The sequence below is a fragment of the Bradyrhizobium sediminis genome, from assembly GCF_018736105.1.
Classification (GTDB): Bacteria; Pseudomonadota; Alphaproteobacteria; order Rhizobiales; family Xanthobacteraceae; genus Bradyrhizobium.
Map to the genome: position 1 here is coordinate 2,602,882 of NZ_CP076135.1, position 26,260 is coordinate 2,629,141.

The following is a 26,260-nucleotide window of genomic DNA, read 5'->3' on the forward strand; positions in this document are numbered from 1 at the left end:
CCAGAACAGGCCGTAACGTTGCCCGGTTGTTGGTGGTCGCTATGGGAGGCGTTCTGCTGGCGGCCTGCGCGCAGTCCTCGGTCGTCAGCAGAAATTCCGAAGGCCTTTCCACCAGCCGGCAGGCGTCGCTGCCGCACGATCGATCGGCGACGACGAGACGCGTCGCGTCCATCAGGAAGCCTTCCCCGTTCGTTGCGCGCAACGATGCCGCCACCCCGAGCGCCTCGCACGGGATCGCCAGCTTCTACTCGGAGGGAACGCGAACCGCGAGCGGCGAGAAGTTCGATGCCAGCCAGTTGACCGCCGCTCATCCGACATTGCCGTTCGGCACCAAGCTGCGCGTGACCAACGTCGCTACCGGGCAAGCCGTGACGGTCCGGGTCAACGATCGCGGTCCCTACGTTCCCGGACGAATCGTCGACGTCTCCTATTCCGCCGCCGAAACGCTCGGCATGGTCGATGGCGGTCTTGCCAGGGTCAAGCTCGACGTCGTCCAGTAGCTGACGAAAGCTGCTGCTCCATCCTTCGAGACGCATCGCTTTCGCGATGCTCCTCAGGATGAGGTCTCAGTCCCTCGTGGTGAGGAGCGCGTCTTCGCGCGTCTCGAACCATGAGGCCCCGCGAGAAGTGTACTGGTTTGGCCAAGCTGGAAAACGCTTTAGCGCAGCGGCATCGGCGGCCGCAGTACCGGTTCGTCGGTCGAGGCCGCGGCTGGTGGCGGCGGCGCGACAGGCGCGGCTGCTTGCGGCAACGGCGCTGCTGCGGCCGGCGCTGATGGATAAGCCGGCATCGGCGGCCGCGACGGCGCCGCGGCCGATCGCAGTGGAGGCGGAGGCGGCGGCGTCTTCGGCCGGACGTTGCGCTCGGGCGTTCTTGTTGCGGAAGTTCGTGTTGCGGGAGTTTGTGTCGCGGAAGTTTTGGCGACGTCGGAGGCTCGCTGGCTGGCCTTGAGCTGGTCGATGCTGGCCTTGAGCTGCTCGATCTCCTGGCCCATCGCCGCAACGTCGCGCGCCATCGCCTGCAACTGCGCCGTATCGGCAGCGAGCGCGGCGGCGGCCGGCGCGGCGCTTTCCGCGGGCTGGGCCGGAGCCAACGCTTGCGGAGCTGTCTGATCTGCCGCGGGTGCCTGAACGGCAGGTGTATCGGCCGGCTCGGCGAGCGCCGTCTGTTCCGGCGGCGGCGATGAACTGGCGGCGAACGGCGGCGTCCAGTTCGAGATCATTTGCCCCGCCGCATCGCCGTAGTGCTGCCAGGCGGCGACCGCGAGCCCGCTGCAGAGGGCAAACATGAAGGTCCAGGCCGCGGTTGCCGCCCACCTCCTGGTCGACGGCCGCCCGGCGGTGTCGGTGGCGCGAAACGTGGTATCGACCGTTGGCGCCGGCGTGGCGGCGGCGGCGCCGGATTCGCTCTGGGGCTGCCGATCCAGAAGCGGGCTGACGGTGTCGCCGGTGATGTCGGCGAGCACCTTGTCGGCCCATGCGGCGGGGACGACGTCCGGCGCGATCGCAAAGTCGTCGTGCGGATCGGATTCTCTCGGCTTCAGCGTGGTTTGCATGGGCGCTCCGTGCTCGGTCCGGTGTCCCCCGTGGGGTGTCCGGCGGATTCAGGCTACGTCGACGGTCCTCAGCCCGGCTCCAGAGTCCGGCCCGGTTTGACCAAAGCAAGGCGCCGGGAAGGTGAGGTTGGGGCCGCAGCCCGCGGCGGCGTCGCGGGAACTTGAGCGGGATGGCCGGCGATCGATGGAACCAGCCCCCGGTTCGGCGGTTTCAGGTAGAGCCGCGAGCCGGACCTGCGGACCCGTTGCCGCGGCTCCGGCCGGGAAATCAGGGGAGAGCGAGATGATATCCGAGATGCAGATCCACACCATCGCGCGGCAGATGTTCGAGCGGCATGGCTTCGATGCTATCGCCGAAGCCGCCCGCATGGCCCAGGCTTGCGAGAGCAAGGGCGAGGCGGAGGAAGCCAGGGAGTGGCGTCATATCGAGGACGCCATGAAGATGATGCGGGGACCGCATCAAAGCTGAGGGGATCCGGCGCCCCCTCAATGCGGCTTGCCGAGCACGGAGGCGAAGGGCACGGAAAAAATCTCGTCGCCGAGATCGTCGCTGACATGCAGCACCCAGCCGCGCCAGTCTTCCGTGGTCGGCGTCGTGATCAGCGACCGCACGATCAGGGCGGCACGCTCACGCGCCTCGGCCAGGTCATCGATCGACGCGCCGCATTGATCGATCAATGCGCGTTCGGTGTTGGAGCAATGGAAATAGACCTGGGCCATGTTCCGCCTCCTGCGACAAGTGCAGGTTGCACGAATAGCAGCGCCAGGGCCGGCGGAAAATTCGGATGGATTCCCTAAGGGGAGTTACGGAGGAGCGGGCGTTTATCGCCGGACCGGCGCCCAAAGGCGCCTTTTTCGGTTCCGATCGACACGTTTTCCTGACGCGAACCGGCCCCTACGTCGCTCGAAACCGCTATAGAAGAACGCATGCGTCCGCTACTGCATGCAACGTTGATCAACGGGCGAACCGGCGATCCGGCGCTCTATCTCGAGACGCTGTTCGAGAAGCGGGCGATCCTGTTCGATCTCGGCGACATCGCGCTATTGCCGCCACGAAAGATTCTGCGCCTCGAGCACGTGTTGGTGTCGCATGCGCATGTCGATCACTTCATCGGCTTCGATCGGCTGTTGCGGGTGCTGGTCGGCCGCGACAAGCAGATCCATCTCTATGGCCCGAACGGTTTTGCCGATCGCGTCCACCACAAGCTGCAGGCCTATCTCTGGAATCTCGTCGATCGCGGCCAGCATGATCTGGTGTTCGTGGTCACCGAGATCGACGCCTCTCTTGGCACCCGGATGACACGGTTTCGTTTCAAGGCGGGCTTCGCCGCCGAGGCGATGGGGACGGGCCGGATCGACGAAGGCGTTGTCGTCCGGGATCCGGCTTTCCGGGTCTCGACCGCGGTGCTTGCGCATCGCACCCCGTGCCTGGGATTCGCCGTCCAGGAGCCCGCTCACGTCAATATCTGGAAGACGCGGCTCGCAAGGCTGGGGCTTCCGGTCGGGCACTGGCTGCGCGACCTCAAGCGCGCGGTGATCGAGAACCGGCCGGATGATTTTCCGGTCCGGATCGGCGCCTCGACGACGGGTTCGGGCGGGCATGAGATGCCGCTCGGCAAGCTTCGGGATGTATTGACGATCACGCCTGGCCAGAAGATCGGTTACGTCACCGACGTTGCCGATACCGCGGATAATCGCAAGGCGATCACGGCTCTCGTCGGCAACGCCGACTTGCTGTTCATCGAGGCGGCGTTCGCGCGGGCGGATGCTGATCTGGCCGCCGATCGCGCCCATCTGACCACCGAGGCGGCCGGACAAATCGCCCGCCAGGCCGGCGTGCGCCGCATCGAGCCGTTCCACTTTTCCTCCCGTTATCCCGGGCAGGAGGAGCGAATGCTGAACGAGGTGATGGCGGCCTTCGCCGGGCAATCACCGGAATGAGACACGGGCGGCCGGGAGGCCCCGCTACCGCGGCCGGTCCCTGTACAGCATCCACACCGAGACCAGGGCGCTGGCGGTTGCGACCAGGAACAGGCCGGACAACAGCGGGCCCTCGACATCCCAGCGCAGGAAGCGGGCGAGGTCGTAGAACACGTAGGCGCCGAACGTGAACGCCAGCCCATAAATGTACGGCCTGCCGTCGCGCGCCGCGAGAATCGCGATCGCCATGACAGTGGCTTCGAGAATGATCGAGATGATCAGCATCAATCAATTGTAGCCCGGATGGCGCAAAGCGCAATCCGGGAAACCGCGATTGCGGCAGTTGCGGTTCCGGATTTACGACAACTCGTCATCCTCCGCGAAAGCGGAGGATCCAGTACGCCGCGGCCTCTCGTTTCCATCGCGACCGCCTCTGGAATACTGGGTCGCCCGGTCAAGCCGGGCGATGACAGCGTGGGGGATGTGGCGCTCCGCGTGCGCGACAAATGTCCGCTGATTCAACTGTCAAACAGCGAGAAGATGTGCGTCCGCATTCTCGCGGCGCGATACGTCCGAGCTTTGCTTCGATCTTCGCCCTCGAAAAAGAAGAGGGCGCAGGGAAGACCGGGTGCGCGCTGCACCCGCGGTCCCGTGTGCAATTGTTATTGAGGAAAACGCACACGAGCATACAGGTTCAGCGGAGGCAATCCGGCCTTCCCTGCGCAATGGTTCTACGGCTTATTCCGAGCTCTCCCTGGTGACCGGGCTTTCTTGCCACCATCATCCGCGGGAAGTTTTGCTTCCCGCGAACTTGACGCCAGCGTCGGGGCGTCAGGACCACACGTCTTTGCCGTCCGCTCGAGTCACGCTCGTCAGTCGCAACTTCCGCGTCCACCGCATCCCACCGCGCGTTCGTGACGATCGCGACCCGCCCCTCTCATCGGGTGAGACGGGCGAATTTGTAAGAGTGATTTGCGCGACGTGTTAAGCGATTTATTTTCACTTCCGGGGCTTGACCCGCGTTTCGGAAAATCAGAAGTGATTTGCCCGTCGGGTTGTTTTGTCGCGGTGGGGTCGCGGGATTTCGCTTGCGCGCGCGGCGACGCAGTTCGCAGTCTGCAAATAGCGGTGAAAGCGAAATACCTCACAAGTCGCGCGAACGCCCGGCGAATTCCGTGGCGGCGTGCGCCGGCCCAGGCCGCAATGTTATCCAAGTTCCCGGCTAATTTTCGCGCATTGGGTCTACCGGCTGATTCGGTGGAGGATCGCTTTCGCGGGGGCAAGGCCATGGCATTTTTCAAGCGTGAGCTCAGCCCGGTCGAGCGTTTCGGGAATACGCTGAAGGAAAAGCAGGTGGCGCGGCAGAAGCTGGCCGATCGGCTCAGCTTGGCCGAAACGGTGGTTGCAGAAAAGCGCGCCGCCGCCGAGCGGCTGGCCGTGGCCGGAGCCGCCAATGCCAAGCTCGATCGCGCGGAGGCCAACATGCGCGCCGTCGAGGACCACGCCAAGACACTGCGCGCCGCACTGGCGGAATTCGACGAGCAGATCGCCTCGACCGAGCGCGCATTGGCCGACGCCATAGCGCAGCGCGACCGCGACATGGTGGCGGAGGGGATCGAGGCGATGGCTGCGGCAATCGAGCGGGCCGCCCCGGGGTTTGGCGCCGGCGCCATGGCACTGGTGGAGGCTGTCACGAAAAGCACGGCGTCGATGCCGGAAGCGACCAGGTTCTCGACCAGTGTGGAAGCGCTGCGCCGCGAGGTTCTCGCGGCCGCGGACCTGATTTGCTGGGAGCTGCGGTCCGCCGCGGTGCGCACGCGCGCGGGCAACGCCAACGCCGCATTCCCGGCGCCGGCCGAGGCAGAGCAACCGCCGCTCCCGGAGATCGAGCGGCAATTGATCTACACGCTCAATCCGCTGCTGTGGCGGGAGGGCGGCGAGGTGCGCCGGGCCGCGGCGTTCGCGCTGGTCGGGCTGCCGAAAGGATTGCTGCCGGTCGCGCTGCGGCATCAGCATGTGGACTATCTGAATGCCCGGCGTGTGCAGACCCTGATGCACGTTCACGGCAGCGGCCGGTTCCAGGGCGAACCCGATCCCGACGATCCGCAGCTCGTCGATCTCGATCTCCTTGCCGCGGAGGGCAAAGAGAACGCCGAGGCCAATGTTGCCTGACAAGGGCGGGGCGTAACGGGCAGGGGTGAATTGCGGAATAGGCCGGCGGAACGAAAGTCGCCATCGTAGATCTGGATCACGCTGGCGCTAATCCGCCCGGGCCAATCTGCCCTGACGAGCTACGTGTACCTACTGCGTCCAGAGGAAAAACGTCTCCGACGCGGTCTTAGGCCTAGTGCGTCAACGAGCTTAGGCCCAAGATAAGTCGTTAAGCTGTGGTCGCCGGTCATTGGCGTCCCTGTGATGAGACTAGCAATTGCTTGCCCCACAGCAACCTCCCAGGGCTTTTGCGACCCCGCGAGCATCATGAGAACGTTTCTAACGGATTTGAGGTGCGCGTTTTGACGATCATACTCCGAAGTCTTGAACGCTTGCATACTTAGACTTTGCGGATGGTTGGGATAGTTGCGCAGCCAAGCCTCAATTTGATTTAACAGCGTATTCCAATTCGTATTGAGAGAAGCCAACACATCATCCGAAACGATGAGATTTTCGGCGGTTCCGCAATTCAACCGCATTCGCTTAACGATCGGCTTGTCGTCTATTTCGTAGGGATTGTCGTCGCGATCTCGTAGAGAGAATGCTTGCGCATTTTCATAGATCGCCCCAGCTATGGCCTCCACTTCATTTTCATATTCGTCGAGACTTTGAATATCGCCGGCCGGGCAAGGCCAGATTTTCAAACGCCCCGCTGAGGATCGCGCCGCTTGCTGCCAAATGCGTTCGTCATCGTCGCCTTCGACGAGTAGGATGGGCCGCTTATTGAACACGTTCGAAAGAGGATGAGCGCCAAAGATGGGCAATATGTTGCGTAGGGAATCTCTTATCGCAACGAAGGCGACATCCTGTTTAGCGGGAGAAGCAAAGCCAATATGTGCGTCAATGTTGTCACTCAAGGCGCCCAGAATCGCTGTACTGTGAGTTGCTATAATGACGATTATTCCTTTGCCGCGGATGGCTTCCACCAAAAGTGCAATCAAGCGTTCCTGCAAATCTGGATGGAGGTGAACATCTGGTTCGTCGAGGAGTAAATATGATGTTTTCTCTGGGTAATTCTCGGAGCTGTATGAGAAGGCAAGAATTTCAATGGCGAGGCTGATTAGCTCGGACTCCCCGCTGCTCAGTGTCGATGGCGCGCGTTTTTCGTTCGAAATCTTATCTCTGATCTCAAATCCTGAGGCTTCCCCGCGTGTGATTTTGACGTTGTCTAGAAGCCCATTGATCAAGTTCAACGTAGTATCAAATGAGAAGTCCAAGTCTTGGCGAGTGGCTGTATCTTTCTCAATTTTTCTGAGCACCAGTGTTTCTAGTTTGCGAAACTCCGTCACGCTCATTTGACGAAAATTATCGTACCGGTTGCTGCGACGAACGGTGGGTCCCCAATCAGGATTGCTTGCGATGTTCGTTTCAATGCCGCCAGAGTAAGTTAGCTCTCCGCCGCGCTCTGGCGTGATGTAATTGGCGCTTCCAATCCGTGGTAAGCTTTCCTTGTTCTGTTCAAGCAGTCGAAGGATAGTGCTTTTGCCGCTTCCGTTCTTTCCAAGAAGAACATTGATCTTTGCCAGGTTGGTAAATTGTCTTCCTGCTATTTCGAGGTCCATAGCGATCTCCATACAGCAAGAGCGGCCCAAGGGCCGCTCTTGCTTATCATCATAGCCGGTGTGTTCGACCTCAGCTACACCCCGTCGTACTTCCACACGTATCGCACTTCATGCAGGTCCCATTCCGCACCAGCGTGAAATTCCCGCACTCGCCGCACATCTCGCCTTCGTAGCCTTTGGCCTTCGCTTCCGCCCGGCGTTCGGCCTTGGACGGGGCCGCCTGTTGCGCAGCACCCGACTTGCTCCACTGCAGCGCTTCCAGCTTCTCGGTCGGCGACAGCTCGTGCTGGGCTTCCTGCTTCAGCGCGACGGCGCCTTCGACCGCGTCGGCGGCGCGGGCGGTCGGGCCGGCGGACCCGATCGAAGTCACGTTGCCGGAAGTCCGCGCATCGGCCGCGGGCTCGCTGCCGCTGCGCATGACGACGAGATTGTCGGTGCGCGAGCGGGTCAGGCCCTTCGACAGGTACTTGTTGTTGGGCTGCTCCGGCTGCCGACCTTCGTCGACGCCCTTGCCGATGGCGTCGAAGTTGGACTCGGTGGGGTCGACATGGGCGAGGTCGAACCGGCTCATGTAGCTGACCGCGAGTTCGCGGAACACGTAGTCGATGATCGAGGTCGCGTATTTGATCGAGTCGTTGCCCTGCACCGGGCCGTTCGGCTCGAAGCGGGTGAAGGTGAAGGCGTCGACATACTCCTCGAGCGGCACGCCGTATTGCAGGCCGAGCGAGACCGCGATCGCGAAGTTGTTGATGATGGAGCGAAGCGCCGCGCCTTCCTTGTGCATGTCGATGAAGATCTCACCTAACCTGCCGTCGTCATATTCGCCGGTGCGCAAATAGACCTTGTGCCCGCCGACCACGGCCTTCTGGGTGTAGCCCTTGCGGCGATCCGGCATGCGCTCGCGTTCGCGCATCACGACGATGCGCTCGACCAGCCGCTCCACCACCTTTTCCGAAAACGCGGCGGTGCGCGCGGCCATCGGCTTCTCCATGAAGCTATCGATCGCGTCGTCTTCCTCGTCGTCGTCGCTGATCAGCTGCGAGTTGAGGGGTTGCGACAGCTTCGAGCCGTCGCGGTAGAGCGCGTTGGCCTTCAGCGCCAGCTTCCAGGACAGGAGATAGGCTTCCTTGCAGTCCTCCACCGTGGCGTCGTTCGGCATGTTGATGGTTTTCGAGATCGCGCCCGAGATGAACGGCTGCGACGCGGCCATCATGCGGATGTGGCTCTCGACCGACAGATAGCGCTTGCCGATCTTGCCGCAGGGATTGGCGCAGTCGAACACGCTGTAGTGCTCGGCCTTCAGGTGCGGCGCGCCTTCCACCGTCATCGCGCCGCAGATGTGCACGTTGGCGGCCTCGATCTCGCGCCTGGTGAACCCGATCGCGCCGAGCAGGTCGAAATTCGGCGCGGCGATGGCTTCCGGCTCGAGCTTCAGCGTGTCGCGCAGGAAATCCTCGCCGAAGGTCCACTTGTTGAAGGCGAACTTGATGTCGAAGGCGGTGGGCAGGGCGGCTTCCACCTTTGCGAGAGCTTCGTCGGTGAAGCCCTTGGCTTTCAAGGTGGAAACGTTGATGGCAGGCGCGTTGGAGAGCGAGCCGTGGCCGACCGCGTAGGCCTCGATCTCGGCGATGTCGCTCTCGCGATAGCCGAGCGCGCGCAGCGCTTCCGGCACGGCGCGGTTGATGATCTTCCAGTAGCCGCCGCCGGCGAGCTTCTTGAATTTCACCAGCGCGAAGTCGGGCTCGATGCCGGTGGTGTCGCAATCCATCACGAGGCCGATGGTGCCGGTCGGCGCCACCACGGTGGTTTGGGCGTTGCGGTAGCCGTTGATTTCGCCCAGTTCGAGCGCCTTGTCCCAGGCGGCCCTGGCGTGCTCGACGAGGTCGGCCTGCCTGCAGGAGGCGTGATCGAGCGGCACCGGCGAGACCGCCAGCGCCTCGTAGCCCCGGCTTTCACCGTGCGCGGCGCGGCGGTGGTTGCGGATCACCCGCAGCATGTGCGCGGCGTTCTTCTTGTAGCCGGGGAAGGGGCCGAGCTCCTTGGCCATCTCGGCCGAGGTCGCATAGGCCACGCCGGTCATGATCGCACTGAGCGCGCCGCACAGCGCGCGGCCTTCCTTCGAGTCGTAGGACAGGCCCATGGTCATCAACAACCCGCCGATATTGGCGAAGCCGAGGCCGAGGGTGCGGAACTCGTAGGACAGCTCCGCGATCGCCTTCGACGGGAACTGGGCCATCATCACGGAGATTTCGAGCACGATGGTCCACAAGCGGCAGAGGTGCTCGTAGGAGTCGACGTCGAAGTGCTTGGTCGAGGTGTTGTAGAAGGTGATGAGGTTGGCCGACGCCAGGTTGCAGGCGGTGTCGTCCAGGAACATGTATTCCGAGCACGGATTGGAGGCGCGGATCTCGCCGGACGCCTTGCAGGTGTGCCAGTCGTTCATGGTGGTGTTGAAGTGCAGGCCGGGATCGGCGCTCGCCCAGGCGGCGTGGCCGATTTTTTCCCAGAGGTCGCGCGCCTTCAGCGTCTTCGTCACCTTCTTGCTGGTGCGGCCGATCAGGTTCCAGTCGCCGTCGGTCTCCACCGCGCGCAGGAAGTCGTCCTTCAGCGAGACCGAGTTGTTGGAGTTCTGGCCGGAGACGGTGAGGTAGGCCTCCGAATCCCAGTCGGTGTCGTAGACCGGGAAATCGATCTCCTTGTAGCCTTGCTTCGCAAACTGGATGACGCGCTTGATCATGGGGTCGGTGACCATGGCGCGGCGGGCGAGCTTGATCTCGCGGCGCAGCGCCGGGTTCTTTTCGGGATCGAAGCAGTCGTCGCCCGAGCCTTCGCAGTTGACGCAGGCCTTCAGCACCGCCTTGAGGTGCTTCTGGTTCAGCTTGGAGCCGGTGACGAGGGCGGCGACCTTCTGCTCCTCCTTCACCTTCCAGTCGATATAGGTCTCGATGTCGGGGTGGTCGGCGTCGACCACCACCATCTTGGCGGCGCGGCGGGTGGTGCCGCCGGACTTGATCGCGCCCGCGGCGCGGTCGCCGATCTTGAGGAAGCTCATCAGGCCGCTCGAGCGGCCGCCGCCGGACAGGCGTTCGCCTTCGCCGCGCAGCCGGGAGAAGTTGGAGCCGGTGCCGGAGCCGTATTTGAACAGGCGCGCCTCGCGCACCCAGAGGTCCATGATGCCACCCTCGTTGACGAGGTCGTCATTGACGCCCTGGATGAAGCAGGCGTGCGGCTGCGGGTGCTCGTAGGACGATTTCGATTTGGTCAATTTGCCGGTGAAGGGATCGACGTAATAATGGCCCTGGCCGGGGCCGTCGACGCCGTAGGCCCAGTGCAGCCCGGTGTTGAACCATTGCGGCGAGTTCGGCGCGACCATCTGCTTGGCCAGCATGAAGCGCAGCTCGTCATAGAAGGCCTGCGCGTCTTGTTCGGAAGCGCCGAAGTAGCCGCCCTTCCAGCCCCAATAGGTCCAGCAGCCGGCCAGCCGATCGAACACCTGCTTGGCCGAGAGCTCGCTGACATAGCGCTCGTTCTCGGGCAGGGTGGCGAGCGCGTCGCTGTCGGGCACCGAGCGCCACAGAAAGGACGGCACGGTCTCTTCCTCGACCTTCTTCAGGCGTGCGGCGACGCCGGCCTTGCGGAAATACTTCTGCGCCAGCACGTCGGAGGCGACCTGCGACCAGAATTCCGGAACCTCGACGTTCTCCAGCCGGAACACCACCGAGCCATCGGGGTTGCGGATCTCCGATGTCGTCATTCTGAAATCAATGCCAGCGTAGGGTGACTGGCCTGCCGTGGTGTTGCGCCGCTCGATTCGCATATTGGTCGTGCCCCGTTCTTGTGTTTTCCTTGAGCGAACCTCCCGGACCAAAGTTGCAGGCAACTTTGTCCGAGGGACCCGCAAGCTCTACCGGTGGATCCGGCCCTGTTTCTCTACGCACGTCCTGGCGGGAGCGCCGGCTCCGGTTCAGGTCACGCTTTCAACGCCCCAACTCGTCAATCCAACTCGTCTACCTGGGCCGAATTCCGGCCCGTTCTTGGCGCCCCAAGGTCTCCAAATTCCGGGACAAAAAAGCCCAGCCCCGCTGCCTCAACCGGCCGGCGAAGTGGTCAATTCAGGAACCCATCTGGGAGCGACCGGCGGGACCCAAACACACTCGCGCCGAACAGGATGAAAGCTAGGACAACTCGCTCGCGCCCGTCAAGGATTAGTACGAGTTTCTGAATCAAATACTAAATATGGTGCAAAGCGGGGGAAAACAGGGGGCGCCGAGGCCCGCTGATGCCTGCAAGTATCAGTGAGTCCTCAGGGATTCCCAAGTTAAAAAAATCTGTTTTGGTGAACCGGTTCCGGCTTCACCCCGCTGTTCACAGGGCAACTATATTTTGCGCCTCGAGGGCCCCTCGGGGGTTGCTCCTTCGAGACTCACGTGACGCTACGGAGATGTCCGGGCAGGCATGTCCGCCGGCCGATGGTCGGGAGCCCGGATAAGCGGCATGGTGCCTCCGATTCCACCGGTCGACTCACCCCATGAAGCTGCAAAATCCGACGGCGGCGCGTGCACCCATCACGCCCGCGGGCCTCCTGTTCCTCGCCATCACCTCGGTGGGCTGGGGCTTCAACTGGCCGGTCACCAAATACCTGTTGAGCGAACTGCCGCCGCTGACGCTGCGCGGGGTCACCGGCGTGATCGGCGCCTGCCTGCTGGCGGCGCTGGCGCTGTTGCGCCGGCAGAGCCTGACGGTGGATCGCGCGCTGTGGCCGCGGCTGATGCTGGCGGCGCTGCTCAATGTCACCGGCTGGATGGTGCTGATGGGGCTGGCGCTGCTCTGGCTGCCCGCCAGCGAGGCGGCGCTGATCGCCTACACCATGCCGGTGTGGGCCTCCATGCTGGCCTGGCCGGTGCTCGGCGAGCGGCCGACGGTGCTGCGCACCATCGCGCTGGTGATGGCGTTTGCGGGGCTCGCCGCCATCATGGGCGGCAACGGCATCACCGCGAGCGCTGCGAAGCTGCCGGGTATCGTCATGGCGCTCGGCGGCGCGATCGGATTCGCGCTCGGCACCGTGCTCGCCAAGAAGTATCCGCTGCAGATGGCGCCGATCCCGGCGGCAGCCTGGCAGATCGGGCTGGGCTGTTTTCCGATCGCGATCGTCGGCCTCCTGATCGAGACCAGCCATGTCGCCGCGATCACGCCGCTCGGCTGGTGGCTGTTGTTCTATTCCACCGTGATCCAGTTCTGCATCGCCTATGTGGCGTGGTTCGCGGCGCTGGCGCGGCTGCCGGCGTCGGTGGCGGCGATCGGCACCATGGCGGTGCCTGTGATCGGCGTGGTGGCCTCGGCGGTGGCGCTGCACGAGCCGCTCGGCCCCGGCCAGATCGCGGCATTGATCTTCACGCTCGCGGGCGTGGTACTGGCGACGCGGTCATGACGGCTTCGCCCAGCACGCGCGCGGCGCACCGGATCTCGCCGCTCGGTCTTCTGTTCCTCGCCGTCACCTCGGTCGGCTGGGGGCTGAATTTCCCGATCATGAAGAACCTGCTCTCGGAGTGGCCGCCGCTGTCGTCGCGCGGGCTGAGCGGCCTGATCGGCGCTGCGGCGCTGGCGCTGTTCGCGGTGGCGCGGCGGGAGAGCCTGGCCGCGCCGCGGCCGATGTGGTCGCGGCTGGTCCTGGTATCGGTGCTGACGATCGGCGGCTGGGTCGCCTTCATGGGGCTGGCGCTGTTGTGGCTCAATGCCAGCGAGGCGGCGGTGCTCGCGATTTCGATACCGGTGTGGGTGGCGCTATTGGCGTGGCCGGTGCTGGGCGAGCGGCTGTCGCTGCTGCGGGCGATTTCGCTCGCCGTCGCGCTCGCCGGCATCGCCGTGCTGATCGGCGGCAACGGTATCGACGCCAGCCTGGAAAAGCTGCCGGGATTCCTGTGCGTGCTGGCGGGCGCGATCAGCGTCGCGCTCGGGACCGTCCTGACCAAGCATTTCCCGCTGGCGATGCCGCCGCTGTCGCTGGCGGCCTGGCAGATCGGCATCGGCTGCCTGCCGATCGCGATCGTCGGGCTGATCGTCGAGCAGCCGCATCTGGCGGCGCTGTCCAGCGTCGGCTGGGCGTCGATGGCCTATATGACGCTGATCCAGTTCTGCCTGTGTTACGTCTGCTGGTTCGCCGCACTGGAGCGATTGCCGGCGGCGACCGCATCGATCGGCACCCTGCTGGTGCCTGTGATCGGCGTGCTGTCGGCCGGCGCCATGCTGCACGAGCCGCTGGGATTTCGCGAAATCACGGCATTGGTGGTGACGCTCGGCGGCGTCACCATGGCGCTGCGGTCCTGAGAAAAAGGACGGCGCATCGGCGATGCACCGTCCTTGAAGTCCGGAACGCCCGGATGCTGTTTACGGGCAGGGGTGCCGCAAGCCGTCATAGCCGAGATAGGTGCCCGATCGCGGATCGTAGGAGCGATAGGTCTGCATGCAGTAGGCCACCGCGTCGTCGCCGACCGGAGGCGCCACCGCGACCGCGCCGTCGTCATAGTATCCGTCGTCGTAATAGCCGTACGGTGCTGCGCCATAATAGCCGTAGCTCTGCGACGCCAGCGCGCCGCCGATGACGCCGCCGATCACCGCGCCGGGGATGAAGCCGCCGCCACCATGGTAGTGGTGGCGCCGATAGCCGCCGGCGTAACCGCCGCCGTGCCAGTTTCCGCCGCCGCCGCTAAAGCGCGGTCCCGGAGCGCCGCCGACGTATCCGCCGCCGCCGCCACCGAATTTCATGCCGCCGCCACCGCCGATGGCCGGGCCGCCGCCGCGAAAACCACCGCCACCGCCACCGCCACCGCCGCCAACGGCAACGCCGCCACCGCCCTTATCTTGCGCGAAGCTCTCGCCAGGTGCTGCCAGCGGCAACACCAGGGCCATCGCTGCGGCGATACTCAAAACCTTCAGATCGATCATTCTCGGCTCCATCCACCGGACTTCGTTTAAACCCTCGGGGAGGGCGGACGTTCCCGGGCCCGGCACCCATCGTGCGCGGCCTCCAGACTGCCCAATGGGAACTGTATCCTGAATGAACAAATTAAGCCCTTTCCGCGACATCCGGTCACTTAAAGGTGTTGGCTGCGGCCCCGGCCGGTCCGGGCGAGGCCGGACGAAACTGGACAATCGGGCCTGCCGATGGCATCAGGACCCCCAACTGTTCTCGAACCGGCCGCGCTTATGAAACTGTTTCTGCTCAAGCTCTTCACATGGTGGAATGGCCAGACTTTCGGCACGCAATTGTGGACCTGGCGGTTCGGCGAGCTGGTCGGCACCGACGAGCAGGGCAACCGCTATTACCGCACCAAGGGGCGCAAGATCGATCCCACGCTCGGCTTCGAGCGGCGCTGGGTGGTCTATAACGGCTATGCCGAGGCCACCCGCGTGCCGCCGTCCTGGCACGGCTGGCTGCATCACACCGTCGACACAGCCCCGACCGAAGAGAGCTACACCCCGCGCGAATGGGAAAAGCCGCACGTCCCCAACATGACCGGGACGCCTTCGGCCTACCGCCCGTCCGGCTCGACGCTGGCGAGCGGCCGCCGTCCCAAGGCCACCGGCGACTACCAGCCCTGGACCCCCGGCAACTGAGCTTCCGATAAATCAGCCAGGGGCGACGGCTCCGGCCTCTTGCGGATTGACATAAGTGTATTTACACTCATGTCATGAAACGACCGAACGACCCCGATCTTGCGGAATACATGGCCTGCGCCGGCTGCTTCTGCCTGGCGTCGCGGCAGGCGGCGCGCAAGATCACCCGTCTCTATGACGGCTACATGCAGAAATCGGGGATCCGCATCACCCAGTTCACGATCCTGTCGCAGCTGATGCTGCGCGGCGAAATGCCGATCGGCAAGCTCGCGGGGCTGCTGGGGATGGAGCGCACCACGCTGACGCGGAATCTGACGCCGCTCGAAGCCAGGAAATGGATTTCGATCAAGGCCGGCGACGATCCGCGCGCGCGCATGATTGCCATCACCGCGCAGGGGCGGGGCGCCGTCCGCCGCGGCTTTCCGTTCTGGTCCGAAGCGCAGGCCCACGTCGCCAGATTGCTGGGCGCCGACGGCGAGGCCGCGCTGAAAATTCTGGCTTCCCGCAGCCTGGGGTGAAACGCAGCCGGCGTGGCGCCGGGCATTCATTCGGTTCGATAGGTGTAATTACATATATATAACGAGGAGGCTGACATGCTCGATCTGATTGGTACCACCGTCCTCACCGCTGCGATTGCGGTGAACCTGAATGCCGCCATCACCATGATGCCGCTGTCGTCGGCGCAAAAGCTGACCACGGTCGCGATCGCCGGGCTGTGGATCGGGCTCGCCGTCGCGCTGGCGAGTGCCGGGGTTTACGCCGTCACCTCGACGCCGGTGCCGGCGATCGGCGTGATGGCCGGATTGCCGCTGGTGGCGGCCACCATCGCGGCGCTGTCGCTGGCGAGCGTGCGCGAGACCCTGCTGGCGCTGCCGCTGCCCCTGCTGGTGGGGCTCAACGCGATGCGGGTGTTCGGCGGTTTCTTCCTGCTGCTGGCCGCGCAGGACAGGTTGAGCGGACCGTTCCCGCAGTCGGCAGGGTGGGGCGACATCATCGTCGGCCTGACCGCGATCCCGCTGACGATGGCGATCGTCCGCCATCCCCAGGGCAACCGCGGCGCATTGTTCGCATGGAACCTGTTCGGCGCGCTCGACCTGATTGCCGCGGTGACGCTTGGGATCATGTCCGCGCCGGGCTCGCCGCTGCAGATCTTCGGCGAAACCATCGGGTCCTCCGCCGTCGTGATGCTGCCATGGTCGAACATTCCTACCCTGCTGGTGCCGTTCTACCTGCTGACCCACGGCATCATCTTCGCCAAACTGCGGCGGGCCAGCCAGGTGGCTGCGGTCTAGCCGGTTCCGCCGATGCTGCAGTTGCGCTGAGGCCGTGCCGCGATTGGAGCGGCCTGTGAACAGCGGGAACAACGGGGACATCTGCGACGGCGTTATTGAGCGCCGGACGCATTGGTGGCTCAATGGGTCATCTTACGGAGATGGGAGACCATCGCGACGGTTCGGGCAACAGTTCGCGACTGCCCCGGAATGCAGCGGCTGCCGATCAGGATGTGGCTGGGAGATAGGCCCCTGGCGCTGAGGTTCTGAAATCGCCCGTCAATGTGCAGCTGCCGTAGGACAGGAAAGGCCGTCTGGGAAACCAGGCGGCCTTTTTCTTCAAAGCCGATTCTGATCGGCGGATCGAACGGCTAGGCCAGCCTTGCCGCGGCGCGATGGATCATCTCGCCGCGGCGCGCCTGCGAGGCTGCGATCCGGTCTTTCATGAAGGCGAGGATTTCCGGCGGCGCGGTGTCCGGCGAACCGGCATTGAACGGCGGCGCCGGGTTGTATTCGAGCCTGAGCTGAATCGCCTCCGCGGTGCGCCGGTCGACCAGGATCGACACCAGCGTCAGCGCGAAATCGATCCCTGCAGTAACGCCGCCGCCGGTGATGCGGTTGCGATCGACGCAGACCCTTGTCCTGGTTGGCGTCGCGCCGAACTCGCCGAGATAATCGATCGCGGTCCAGTGCGTGGTCGCGCGATAACCTTTCAGCAGGCCGGCCGCGCCCAGCACCAGCGATCCCGTGCACACCGAGGTGATGTATTTGGCGCCGCTGGCCTGCTTGCGCAGGAAAGCCAGCATCTCCTCGTCATTGACCATGTCATCGGTGCCGAGCCCGCCCGGCACGCAGATCACGTCGAGCTGCGGGCAATCGGCGAAGCTGACGGTCGGCGTGATCGTCAGCACCGAGTCGCTGGTGACCGGTTCGATCCGCTTCCAGATCAGATGCACCTGCGCGCCGGGCACGCTGGAGAACACCTGCAGCGGCCCGGTGAAGTCGAGTTGCGTCACCCGTGGAAACAACACGATACCGATCTGAAGCGGCGCCGACATGATGAGATCCTTTCGAAGTTTTTCAGGAATCGCCGCCGCAAATTCAGTCGTCATGCCCGGACTTGATCCGGGCATCCATCCACTTCGAAAGAGTTCTCGCGAAGCGGATGGATTGCCGGGTCAAGCCCGGCGATGACGTGGAATGCGGCGCGTCAACGCTTGACATGTGGATGATGCCATGGTCGTCTCATGTCCGAAATGCCATATTTCCCTCATTTAAGGACATAGCCAACGTCATGATCGGCGTGCTGATATTTCCCGATTTCCAATTGCTGGATGCCGCCGGGCCGATTTCGGCGTTCGAGGTCGGAGCCCGCTTCGCGCGCCAGCCGCCGTCGATCAAGGTGCTGGCGGTGAAGCCGGGCCCGGTTCGCAGTTCCTCGGGCGTCGAGATGCTGGCGCGCGGTCTGCAGCCGTCAGCCGCGATCACGACCCTGATCGTGGCCGGCGGGGAGGGGGTGCGGGAAGCTGCGACCTGCGCGAAGACGCTCGGCTTCGTGCGGAGATTGGCCAAGCGCGGTATCCGCGTCGCCAGCGTCTGCTCCGGCGCCTACATCCTGGCCGAGGCCGGCGTGCTCGACGGCCGCCGCGCCACCACGCACTGGCAGCGCACCCGGCACTTCCTCAAGGCCTATCCGCGGGTGAAGCTGGAGCCCGACCGGATCTTCGTCCGCGACGGCAATATCTGGAGTTCGGCCGGGATCAGCGCCGGCATCGATCTGGCGCTGGCGATGGTCGCGGAAGATTACGGCGAAGAGATCGCGCAGCAGGCAGCGCGCCAGCTCGTGCTCTACCACCGCCGCAGCGGCGGCCAGTCGCAATTCTCCTCGCTGCTGGAATTGAAGGCGCCGTCGGGGCGGTTCGGGCCGCTATTGGCCTGGGCGCGCGAGCATCTCGACGCGCCGCTGACGGTCGAGGACATGGCCGAGCAGGCCGGCATGAGTTCGCGGCACTTTGCGCGTGCCTTCATTGCCGAGACCGGCACCACGCCATCAAAGGCGGTGGAGCGGCTGCGCATCGAGGTAGCGCGGCAGCGCGTGCAGTCTTCCTCTGAGGCGATCGAGCGCGTCGCTGAAACCACCGGCTTTCGCGATCCCGAGCGGATGCGCCGCGCCTTCATCCGCGCCTTCGGCCAGCCGCCGCAATCGCTGCGCCGCGCAGCGCGTGCGGGGTAGCCATCGCGTCGAGCTAAACCATTACTTCAGCGGCACGTCGGCGTGCCAGCCGAGCACCGCAAGCATCACGAAGAAACCGATCACATAGGCGACGGTGACGAACCAGCCCTGGGTGATCCAGCGCCCGACCGACTTCGCTTCCGGATACATGTTGGACAGCGCCACGCCGGCGGAAGAGCCGAACCAGATCATCGAGCCGCCGAATCCGACGGCGTAGGCGAGGTAGCCCCAGTCGTAGCCGCCTTGCTTCAGCGCCAGCGCGGTGAGCGGGATGTTGTCGAATACCGCCGAGACGAAGCCGAGACCCAGCGCCGTCTGCCACGATGCGGTGGGGAGTTTTTCGACCGGCATCATCGAGGCCGAGGTGACCAGCGCCAGCAGGAAGATGGTGCCCTTGAAAGTCTCCGGCATGACCTTCCAGTCCGGAGAGCGCAAGCCTGCGGTCAGCAGGATGACGGCCCAGACCGCAAGCCCGAGGACGGGGAGTGTATCCAGAAGCGCAGGGAATTTCAGGTTCGCCGTGATGTTGGCCGCCAGCGCCGCGACCAGGATGGCCGCGACGATGAACACCCGTGCCGGGTCGATCTTCAATCCCTTCGGCGGATCCTTTTGAATCGGAGAGTACCGATGCTGCTGGATCGACGCCGGCACGGCGAACACCAGCATCGCGACGATGGCCGCGACATAGGCTTCGACCACGCTGAGCGGGCTGACGCCCGCGATCCACATCATGGTGGTGGTGGTGTCGCCGACCACGCTACCGGAGCCGCCGGCGTTCGAGGCTGCGACGATGGCGGCGAGATAGCCGATATGAACCTTGCCCTGGAAGACGTGCCGCGCCACCGTGCCGCCGATCAGGGCGGCTGCGATATTGTCGAGAAAGCTCGACAATACGAACACCAGCACCAGCAACACCACGCCGCCCTTCCAGTCGTCAGGCAGCAGCGCCGGCATTTCATCTGGAATCCGGCTCTCCTCGAAATGCCGGGACAATAGCGCAAATCCCATCAGCAGCAGGAACAGGTTGGCCAGCGTGACCCATTCATGCGCCATATGGTGGCCGAGACCGCCGAGGCCGACGCCATATTTGAAGCCGGTGAAGATCAGCTTGTAGACGATGACGGCGCCGAGCCCCGTCAACGCGACCGGCAGGGTGTGGTGATGGAACAGCGCGACGCCGAGCAGAGTCAGCGCGAACAGGATGAAATCGACGGGTATTCCAAACACCAGGATCGGTTCGATCACGACGGCCTCGATATGGTTGCAGGAAGGAAATTCAGGAAACGCTGTCCAAGCCCTAGTTGAGCGCCTTCAGCCAGACGCCGATCTCGGTCGCCGCGACGTTGGCCTGCTGCAGCAATTTGCCCATGGTGAAGAAGCCGTGGAACTGGCCGGGAAAGTGCCGGTAGGTCACCGGCACGCCGGCTTCCTTCAGTTGCCGCGCATAGTCGTCGCCTTCGTCGCGCAAGGGATCGGCGCCGGCGGTCAGCACATAGGCCGGCGGCAGGCCGATCAGGGTCTTGGCGCGCGCCGGCGAGGCCCGCCAGTCGTGCACGTCGGCGGCGCCGTTCAGATAATGATCGCTGAACCAGCGGATCACCGAATGCGTCAGCAGGATGCTGGTCTCCGGCTCGCGGTGCGAGGGATGCGTCATGGCAAAATCGGTGGCCGGATAGATCAGCACCTGGCCTGCGATGGCGGGCCCGTTGCCGTCGCGGGCGGCGATTGCCACCACCGCGGCGAGGTTGCCGCCGGCGCTGTCGCCGCCGACGCTCAGCCGCGATGCATCGATGCCGAGCTGCTTTGCGTTTTCGGCAATCCACTTGGTCGCGGCGATGGAGTCATCGACCGCGGCGGGGAATTTATGTTCGGGCGCGAGCCGGTAGTCGACCGAGATCACGATCATCCGGCCTTCGTCGGCGAGCTTGCGGCACACCACGTCGTGGGAATCGAGATCGCCGATCACCCAGCCGCCGCCGTGAAAGAACACCAGCACCGGCGCCAGGCCGTCGGCCTTGCGCGGATGCTTCGGCGTGTAGACGCGGGCGGGGATCGAGCCGTGCGGGGCGGGGATCGAAAGCGGCTCGACCGATTCAAGCTCGGGCGGCTCCGGGTTGGAGACGACGCGGCCGGCCAGATAGAACTCGCGGGCTTCCGCCGGCGACAGCGTTTCGTAAGGCGGGCGGTCGGCTTCCTGGAAAGCCTTGAACACGGCGGCGGCATCGGGATCGAGAATGGCGGGCATGGCGGGAAGACCTCAGTTGCGAATTGCATTGTTGTCATTCCGGGTTCGCGCTTTCAGCGGGCCCCGGAATGACGCTTTACGCGGCGGTGCGTCCGCCATCGACGGTATAGGCCGAGCCGGAAACATAGCTTGCTTCGTCGGACGCCAGGAAGGCCACGATGGAAGCGACCTCGGAGGCCTGTCCCAGTCTCCGAGCCGGAATCCGTTCGACGATCTTGTCGTTGGGGGGAGGCGCATTGCCGGGGCTGCGGCCCTGCAGGATGGTGCTCAGCATCCGGCTGTCGATCAGGCCCGGGCAGACGCAATTGACGCGCACGCCGGTGCCGGTGCATTCCCACGAAGCGGTCTTGGTGAGCCCGATCACCGCATGCTTGCTGGCGCTGTAGACCGCGATGTGGGGCGATCCCATCAGGCCGGCGATCGAGGCGGTGTTGATGATGCTGCCCTTGTTCTGCTTCAGCATCACAGGCAGTACGTGCTTCATGCCCAAGAACACCCCGACCACGTTGACGTCGAGCACGCGGCGAAAGCTCTCCAGCGAATATTCGGTGATCGGCTTGATGTCGCCCTCGATGCCGGCGTTGTTGTAGAAGGCGTCGATGGCGCCGAATTTTTCGATCGCGGCGCGGACATAGCCTGCAACCTCATCCTCATCGGTGACGTCGGCGGTGACAGTCAGCGTCTGCGCCGAGGCGGGCAGGTCCTTGACCGCGGCCTTGAGGTCCTGCTCCCTGCGGTCGACCGCGACCAGGCGGGCGCCGCGTTCGGCCAGGAGCCGCATGGTCGCGGTTCCAATGACGCCGGCCGCCCCCGTGACAACGGCGACCCTGCCGTCCAGGCGAATTCGATCGGTCATGTCTGGTGTTTCCCCTTCTGCTCCGGTTGTCCCGGATTTCTGCTGGTTCGGCGCGGTGGCCCGCGCAAACGATCGCCGGGCGCGACTATTTCATTTGTGGCAGGGGCTGACCAGTGGGGCGGAGGAAAGGCAAACCGCCCTTTCCCCGCCGTATTCGCCGTGTTAACCGGAGCCCCTGCGAGCGGCGATAGGTCCTGTAGGGTGTCGCTGGCCCGATTCGCCTGTTAAAGCTGCGAGATGTTTCGAACCATTGCCCTGACCGGTCTTGCGGCCCTGGTGGCCGCCACGACGATCTCGCTTGCGCCGCCGGCGCGCGCGCAGATCGGCAATATCTTTTCCGATCCCGCGCCGCGGCCGCCCGGCGCCATTCCGCGGGGCGGTCAGCCGCAACAGCAGCCCGACGACGACGAGGAAGTGCCGGAGCTACCGCGGGGCCGGCTGCTGCCGACCCCCAACCGGCCGCCGCCGGGGCAGGGCGCGCCGCCTCCCGGATCGGTGCAGTCGCAGCCGCTGGCGCCGCCGCCCGGCACCACCGTCATCCCCCAGAACACCCAGCCCGGCATTGCGGTGGCGCCGCCGCAGCCCGGCGCCGCTCCGCTGCCGGGATTGCCGCCGGGACAGCGCCAGCCGAAGGGCGTGCCGCAGTCTCCGGCCTCGCTACAGCCCGGCGACGAGGTGGTCACCGAGCCGCCGGCGCAGAAGATCGTCAACAAGAAGGCGAGCTTCTCCGGGCTCGACAAGATCACCGGGCGCATCATCAATTTCGACGAGGATATCGGCGAGACCGTCCAGTTCGGCGCGCTGCGGGTCAAAACCGACGCCTGCTACACGCGCCCCGCCACCGAGGCCGCCAACACCGACGCCTTCGTCGAGGTCGACGAGATCACGCTGCAGGGCGAGGTGAAGCGGATTTTCTCCGGTTGGATGTATGCCGCGAGCCCCGGCCTGCACGGCGTCGAGCATCCGATCTACGATATCTGGCTGACCGACTGCAAAGGTCCGGAAACCACCATCGTGACCGCGGCGCCCGAGGTGGTGAAACCGCCGCCACCGCCGCCGCCGCAGAAGCGTGCCCCGCCGAAGCAGCAGGTCCAGCGTTCATCGCCGCCGCCGCAGCCGCAATTCCAGCAGCAGCCCCCGCCGCCGCCCCCTCCGCAGCAGCGGCCCGGCGGACTGTTCGGCGGACTGTTCGGGAATTAGCAAATCCCGGCGCGAGACCGCTGGCGCTTGTGCCAGTTGCGGGGATAGTCACTTCGTATGCCGTGGCCTCGCGGTTCGAGACGCGCGGCGTTGCCGCGCTCCTCACCGTGAGGGTCTAAGAACCTCATCCCCGCGTGAGCGCAAGTGCGCTCATCGCTGGAGGAGCGGCCAGTTGGCCGCGTCTCGAAGCATGAAGCCACCGAACGGGAAAATGCGCTAACTGCGCGCGGCTATGATCTCCAGCGCTTCTGCGCCGCTGACCGGACGATCAACCCTCAGCTTCAGGAAATCGGCGTTGCCGCCCTTGATCGCCTTGTCGAGCAGCGTGGTATAGCGCCGCCGCGAGATCTCGACCGCGCCGAAACTGCGCAAGTGCTCGGTGACATATTGGGTGTCGAGCAGTTCGAAGCCGCCTTCGATCAGCCGCGCTACCAGATGCACCAGCGCCACCTTGGAGGCGTCGCGGGCGGTATGAAACATGCTCTCGCCGAAGAAGGCGCGGCCGAGGCTGACGCCGTACAGTCCGCCGACCAGGTCGCCGTCCTGCCAGGCCTCCACGCTGTGGGCATGCCCGATTGCGTGCAGGCCGACATAGAGATCGCGGATGCGCTTGTTGATCCAGGTGTCGTCGCGGCCTGCTTGCGGCGCGGCGCAGCCTGAGATCACCGCCTTGAAGGCGGTGTTGACGGTGACGGTGAAGGCGTCGGAGCGCACGGTGCGCTTGAGTCGCGAAGAGACGCGAAAGCCGTCGAGCGGGATCACGCCGCGCATTTCCGGCTCGACCCAGAACAGGGTCGGATCGTCGGCGCTCTCGGCCATCGGGAAGATGCCGCAGGCATAGGCGCGCAGCAGCACTTCGGGCGTGATGTCGGAAGAGGCGGAGTCGCGTGACGTCATGCGCTGCAGGATAGCAGGGCGAAGGCGGGCGAGGCTAGCTTGCAGCCTCCGCCGGGGGCAGCCGCCCGGCTAGCCGGCCAGATACTGTTCGAGCCAGTGGATATGGTAATCGCCGTCGATGATGTCGGGTTCCCGCACCAGGGCGCGGAACAGCGGCAGCGTGGTCTCGATGCCTTCCACCACCATTTCGTCCAGCGCGCGGCGCAGCCGCATCAGGCATTCGCCGCGGGTCTTGCCATGGACGATCAGCTTGCCGACCAGCGAGTCGTAATAGGGCGGGATGACGTAGCCCTGATAGACCGCGGAATCGATTCTCACCCCGAGGCCGCCGGGCGGATGATATTGCATGATCTTGCCCGGCGAGGGCCGGAAGGTCTGCGGATTTTCCGCGTTGATCCGGCACTCGATGGCATGGCCGATGATCTGGATTTCGTCCTGCGTCGCCGGCAGTTCGCCGCCGGCGGCGATGCGGATCTGCTCCAGCACGAGGTCGATGTCGGTGATCATCTCGGTGACGGGATGTTCGACCTGGATGCGGGTGTTCATTTCGATGAAATAGAACTCGCCGTCCTCGTACAGGAATTCGATGGTGCCGACGCCGAGATATTTCATATCCTGCATCGCCTTGGCGCAGGTGGCGCCGATCTTGGCGCGCGCCGCCGCCGCCAGCACCGGCGAGGGACCTTCCTCCCAGACCTTCTGGTGGCGCCGCTGCAGCGAGCAGTCGCGCTCGCCGAGATGGATGGCGCCGCCGCGGCCGTCGCCGAGAATCTGGATTTCGATGTGGCGCGGCTTCTGCAGGTATTTTTCGAGATAGACCGAGGCATCGCCGAACGCCGACTTGGCCTCGTTGGAAGCGGTCGACAGCGCCAGCATCAGGTCTTCGGCCGAGTGCGCGACCTTCATGCCGCGGCCGCCGCCGCCGGCTGCCGCCTTGACCAGCACCGGAAAGCCGATCTGTTGCGCGATCGCCATGGCGTCGTCGTCGGGGCCGACGCCGCCGTCGGAGCCCGGCACCACGGGGATGCCGAGCCGCTTGGCGGTCTTCTTGGCCTCGATCTTGTCGCCCATCAGGCGGATGTGCTCGGCCTTCGGTCCGATGAAATGCAGATTGTGTTCGGCGAGGATTTCGGCGAAGCGGGCGTTTTCCGACAGAAAGCCGTAACCGGGATGCACCGCGTCCGCGCCGGTGATTTCGCAGGCGGCCAGCAGCGCCGGTACGTTGAGGTAGCTGTCCTTTGACGGCGGCGGGCCGATGCAGACGCTCTCGTCGGCGAGCCGCACATGCATGGCGTCGGCGTCGGCGGTCGAATGCACCGCGACGGTGGAGATGCCGAGTTCCTTGCACGCGCGCAGGATGCGCAGTGCGATCTCGCCGCGGTTGGCTATGAGAATTTTGTCGAACATGGGGTTCCTAAGGGGCGAACGGCGAATAGCGAGTGGCGAATGGTCGATCGGAAAACCATTCGCTATTCGCCTTTCGCTACTCGCCTCTACTCAATAATCACCAGCGGTTCGCCGAATTCGACCGGCTGGCCGTCCTCGACGAGGATCTGCGTCACCGTGCCGGCGCGCGGCGACGGAATCTGGTTCATCGTCTTCATCGCCTCGATGATCAGGAGCGTCTGCCCGACCGATACCTTGGTGCCGACTTCGATGAACGGCTTGGCGCCGGGCTCGGACGCCCAATAGGCGGTGCCGACCATCGGCGAGGGCACGACGCCCGGGTGTTTGGCGATGTCGGCGACGGCCGCCGGGGCCGCCGCGCCCGGGGCGGCAGCGGGGGCCTGGAAATGCGACGGCATCGATGCGGCGATGCTGATGTTGCGCGCGACCCGCACCCGCAGGCCGGCGCGTTCGATCTCGATCTCGGTGAGACTGGTCTCGTCGAGCAGCAGCGCGAGTTCGCGGATCAGCCCGCTGTCGTCGCTGGTGATTTTTGCGGTCTTCTTATCGTCAGGCTGGCGCGCCATGATCTTGATCCGGAACTTTCTGAATGGTGACGGGCGGAGGGCGTCAGGCTTTTGCTTCAGGCTTTGGGCTTCGCGCCGATCCTGGCGGCAAGGCCGTTGATCGCCAATCGGTAACCGTCGATGCCGAAGCCGCACAGCGTTGCGAATGCGGCCCTGGCGGTGAAGGAGTGGTGACGAAAACTCTCGCGGGCGTAGATATTGCTGATGTGCACCTCGACGGTCGGAATCTTCACCGCCATCAGGGCGTCATGCAGCGCGATCGAGGTGTGCGAATAGCCGCCGGCATTGATGACGATGCCCGCCGCCTTTTTCGCATGCGCCTCGTGGATGAAATCGATCAGCTCGCCTTCGCGGTTGGATTGCCGGCAATCGGCCTTCATGCCGAATTGCGCAGCGGTCTGCGCGCAGAGTGCCTCGACATCGGCGAGCCTGGCATGACCGTAGGTCTCGGGCTCGCGGGTCCCCAACAGATTGAGGTTCGGGCCGTTGAGCACGTAAATCGTCTCGGCAGGTCTTTCGGCCATCCAATTCCCGGCAATGCTTGCGGTAGGTGGCGGGGTTATAGGTAACATCAGGCCCAAGGGGAAGCCTTTAGGCCGTCCTGTCCCCCTTCAAATGCCTCATCTTGTTCATAAAAAGCCGCGCAGAACCTACTGAAATCACTCGTTAACCAATGTTAGGGAATAGGGCGCGGTCGCCCATTCGCGGACCCCGGCACGGGGC

The 26,260-nt window shown here is 64.6% G+C and carries 25 protein-coding genes; 11 read left to right on the forward strand and 14 right to left on the reverse strand.

Annotated features, from left to right (window positions below):
* The first annotated feature begins 41 nt into the window (after positions 1 to 41).
* Positions 42 to 500, forward strand: coding sequence for a septal ring lytic transglycosylase RlpA family protein (locus KMZ68_RS12400; RefSeq protein ID WP_249779603.1), 459 nt, complete (start codon positions 42 to 44; stop codon positions 498 to 500).
* Between the two features lie 158 nt (positions 501 to 658).
* Here the strand turns inward: KMZ68_RS12400 and KMZ68_RS12405 are convergent, their stop codons facing one another.
* Positions 659 to 1,555: a hypothetical protein gene (locus KMZ68_RS12405; protein WP_215616026.1), complete on the reverse strand. Its 897-nt coding sequence runs from the start codon at positions 1,553 to 1,555 to the stop codon at positions 659 to 661.
* Positions 1,556 to 1,838: 283 nt separating this feature from the next.
* Between KMZ68_RS12405 and KMZ68_RS12410 the strand changes: the two genes are divergently transcribed.
* Positions 1,839 to 2,024: a hypothetical protein gene (locus KMZ68_RS12410; RefSeq protein WP_215616027.1), complete on the forward strand. Its 186-nt coding sequence runs from the start codon at positions 1,839 to 1,841 to the stop codon at positions 2,022 to 2,024.
* A gap of 17 nt (positions 2,025 to 2,041) precedes the next feature.
* Here KMZ68_RS12410 and KMZ68_RS12415 read toward each other — a convergent pair whose 3' ends face one another.
* The gene (locus KMZ68_RS12415; protein ID WP_215616028.1) at positions 2,042 to 2,275 is read right to left on the reverse strand and encodes a DUF6894 family protein; all 234 of its coding nucleotides are present in this window, start codon (positions 2,273 to 2,275) and stop codon (positions 2,042 to 2,044) included.
* A 207-nt stretch (positions 2,276 to 2,482) separates the two neighbouring features.
* Here KMZ68_RS12415 and KMZ68_RS12420 point away from each other — a divergent pair, with 207 nt between their 5' ends.
* Positions 2,483 to 3,496: a ribonuclease Z gene (locus tag KMZ68_RS12420; protein ID WP_215616029.1), complete on the forward strand. Its 1,014-nt coding sequence runs from the start codon at positions 2,483 to 2,485 to the stop codon at positions 3,494 to 3,496.
* A 24-nt stretch (positions 3,497 to 3,520) separates the two neighbouring features.
* Here the strand turns inward: KMZ68_RS12420 and KMZ68_RS12425 are convergent, their stop codons facing one another.
* Positions 3,521 to 3,760: a hypothetical protein gene (locus KMZ68_RS12425; protein WP_215616030.1), complete on the reverse strand. Its 240-nt coding sequence runs from the start codon at positions 3,758 to 3,760 to the stop codon at positions 3,521 to 3,523.
* A gap of 687 nt (positions 3,761 to 4,447) precedes the next feature.
* Here KMZ68_RS12425 and KMZ68_RS12430 point away from each other — a divergent pair.
* The gene (locus KMZ68_RS12430) at positions 4,448 to 5,647 is read left to right on the forward strand and encodes a hypothetical protein (protein ID WP_249779604.1); all 1,200 of its coding nucleotides are present in this window, start codon (positions 4,448 to 4,450) and stop codon (positions 5,645 to 5,647) included.
* Between the two features lie 119 nt (positions 5,648 to 5,766).
* Here the strand turns inward: KMZ68_RS12430 and KMZ68_RS12435 are convergent, their stop codons facing one another.
* Together KMZ68_RS12435 and KMZ68_RS12440 are read right to left on the reverse strand one after the other, a co-directional pair.
* Positions 5,767 to 7,248 (reverse strand): AAA family ATPase, encoded by a 1,482-nt coding sequence (locus KMZ68_RS12435; protein WP_215616031.1) that lies wholly within the window; start codon positions 7,246 to 7,248, stop codon positions 5,767 to 5,769.
* A 70-nt stretch (positions 7,249 to 7,318) separates the two neighbouring features.
* Positions 7,319 to 11,065 (reverse strand): vitamin B12-dependent ribonucleotide reductase, encoded by a 3,747-nt coding sequence (locus tag KMZ68_RS12440; protein WP_215616032.1) that lies wholly within the window; start codon positions 11,063 to 11,065, stop codon positions 7,319 to 7,321.
* A 711-nt stretch (positions 11,066 to 11,776) separates the two neighbouring features.
* On the opposite strand from KMZ68_RS12440, the gene KMZ68_RS12445 reads away from it, so the two are divergent.
* On the forward strand, positions 11,777 to 12,676 hold the full coding sequence (locus tag KMZ68_RS12445) for a DMT family transporter (protein WP_215616033.1): 900 nt from the start codon (positions 11,777 to 11,779) through the stop codon (positions 12,674 to 12,676).
* Positions 12,673 to 13,572, forward strand: coding sequence for a DMT family transporter (locus tag KMZ68_RS12450; RefSeq protein ID WP_215616034.1), 900 nt, complete (start codon positions 12,673 to 12,675; stop codon positions 13,570 to 13,572). The genes KMZ68_RS12445 and KMZ68_RS12450 overlap by 4 nt, the downstream gene beginning before the upstream one ends.
* A 60-nt stretch (positions 13,573 to 13,632) precedes the next feature.
* On the opposite strand, the gene KMZ68_RS12455 is transcribed toward KMZ68_RS12450, so the two are convergent.
* Complete coding sequence (locus KMZ68_RS12455) at positions 13,633 to 14,190, reverse strand: BA14K family protein (RefSeq protein ID WP_215616035.1); 558 nt, start codon at positions 14,188 to 14,190, stop codon at positions 13,633 to 13,635.
* A gap of 261 nt (positions 14,191 to 14,451) precedes the next feature.
* Between KMZ68_RS12455 and KMZ68_RS12460 the strand changes: the two genes are divergently transcribed.
* The 3 genes from KMZ68_RS12460 to KMZ68_RS12470 all read left to right on the forward strand — a co-directional run bounded on the left by KMZ68_RS12460 (position 14,452) and on the right by KMZ68_RS12470 (position 16,154).
* Entirely contained in the window at positions 14,452 to 14,862 is a 411-nt protein-coding gene (locus KMZ68_RS12460) for an NADH:ubiquinone oxidoreductase subunit NDUFA12 (RefSeq protein WP_215616036.1), read from the forward strand.
* A 74-nt stretch (positions 14,863 to 14,936) separates the two neighbouring features.
* Positions 14,937 to 15,380, forward strand: coding sequence for a MarR family winged helix-turn-helix transcriptional regulator (locus tag KMZ68_RS12465; protein WP_215616037.1), 444 nt, complete (start codon positions 14,937 to 14,939; stop codon positions 15,378 to 15,380).
* Positions 15,381 to 15,455: 75 nt separating this feature from the next.
* Positions 15,456 to 16,154: a hypothetical protein gene (locus KMZ68_RS12470; protein WP_215616038.1), complete on the forward strand. Its 699-nt coding sequence runs from the start codon at positions 15,456 to 15,458 to the stop codon at positions 16,152 to 16,154.
* A gap of 350 nt (positions 16,155 to 16,504) precedes the next feature.
* Here the strand turns inward: KMZ68_RS12470 and KMZ68_RS12475 are convergent, their stop codons facing one another.
* Positions 16,505 to 17,191 carry a DJ-1/PfpI family protein gene (locus KMZ68_RS12475; RefSeq protein WP_215616039.1) on the reverse strand — a complete coding sequence of 229 codons (687 nt, stop codon included), beginning with the start codon at positions 17,189 to 17,191 and terminating at the stop codon, positions 16,505 to 16,507.
* Between the two features lie 236 nt (positions 17,192 to 17,427).
* Between KMZ68_RS12475 and KMZ68_RS12480 the strand changes: the two genes are divergently transcribed.
* The gene (locus KMZ68_RS12480; RefSeq protein ID WP_215616040.1) at positions 17,428 to 18,366 is read left to right on the forward strand and encodes a GlxA family transcriptional regulator; all 939 of its coding nucleotides are present in this window, start codon (positions 17,428 to 17,430) and stop codon (positions 18,364 to 18,366) included.
* A gap of 21 nt (positions 18,367 to 18,387) precedes the next feature.
* Here KMZ68_RS12480 and KMZ68_RS12485 read toward each other — a convergent pair whose 3' ends face one another.
* The 3 genes from KMZ68_RS12485 to KMZ68_RS12495 all read right to left on the reverse strand — a co-directional run bounded on the left by KMZ68_RS12485 (position 18,388) and on the right by KMZ68_RS12495 (position 21,467).
* A complete protein-coding gene (locus KMZ68_RS12485) occupies positions 18,388 to 19,611 on the reverse strand; it encodes an SLC13 family permease (protein WP_215616041.1) in 1,224 nt (407 codons plus the stop codon).
* A gap of 52 nt (positions 19,612 to 19,663) precedes the next feature.
* Positions 19,664 to 20,611: an alpha/beta hydrolase gene (locus KMZ68_RS12490; protein ID WP_215616042.1), complete on the reverse strand. Its 948-nt coding sequence runs from the start codon at positions 20,609 to 20,611 to the stop codon at positions 19,664 to 19,666.
* Between the two features lie 76 nt (positions 20,612 to 20,687).
* Positions 20,688 to 21,467 (reverse strand): SDR family NAD(P)-dependent oxidoreductase, encoded by a 780-nt coding sequence (locus KMZ68_RS12495; protein ID WP_215616043.1) that lies wholly within the window; start codon positions 21,465 to 21,467, stop codon positions 20,688 to 20,690.
* A 237-nt stretch (positions 21,468 to 21,704) separates the two neighbouring features.
* Here KMZ68_RS12495 and KMZ68_RS12500 point away from each other — a divergent pair, with 237 nt between their 5' ends.
* Complete coding sequence (locus KMZ68_RS12500) at positions 21,705 to 22,667, forward strand: DUF2155 domain-containing protein (RefSeq protein WP_215616044.1); 963 nt, start codon at positions 21,705 to 21,707, stop codon at positions 22,665 to 22,667.
* Positions 22,668 to 22,883: 216 nt separating this feature from the next.
* On the opposite strand, the gene aat is transcribed toward KMZ68_RS12500, so the two are convergent.
* The 4 genes from aat to aroQ all read right to left on the reverse strand — a co-directional run bounded on the left by aat (position 22,884) and on the right by aroQ (position 26,061).
* Positions 22,884 to 23,564 carry a leucyl/phenylalanyl-tRNA--protein transferase gene (gene aat, locus KMZ68_RS12505; protein ID WP_215616045.1) on the reverse strand — a complete coding sequence of 227 codons (681 nt, stop codon included), beginning with the start codon at positions 23,562 to 23,564 and terminating at the stop codon, positions 22,884 to 22,886.
* 69 nt (positions 23,565 to 23,633) lie between these two features.
* Positions 23,634 to 24,971 carry an acetyl-CoA carboxylase biotin carboxylase subunit gene (gene accC / locus KMZ68_RS12510; protein WP_215616046.1) on the reverse strand — a complete coding sequence of 446 codons (1,338 nt, stop codon included), beginning with the start codon at positions 24,969 to 24,971 and terminating at the stop codon, positions 23,634 to 23,636.
* 86 nt (positions 24,972 to 25,057) lie between these two features.
* The gene (gene accB / locus KMZ68_RS12515; protein WP_215616047.1) at positions 25,058 to 25,537 is read right to left on the reverse strand and encodes an acetyl-CoA carboxylase biotin carboxyl carrier protein; all 480 of its coding nucleotides are present in this window, start codon (positions 25,535 to 25,537) and stop codon (positions 25,058 to 25,060) included.
* A 56-nt stretch (positions 25,538 to 25,593) separates the two neighbouring features.
* Positions 25,594 to 26,061 (reverse strand): type II 3-dehydroquinate dehydratase, encoded by a 468-nt coding sequence (aroQ, locus tag KMZ68_RS12520; RefSeq protein WP_215616048.1) that lies wholly within the window; start codon positions 26,059 to 26,061, stop codon positions 25,594 to 25,596.
* Positions 26,062 to 26,260: the final 199 nt, after the last annotated feature.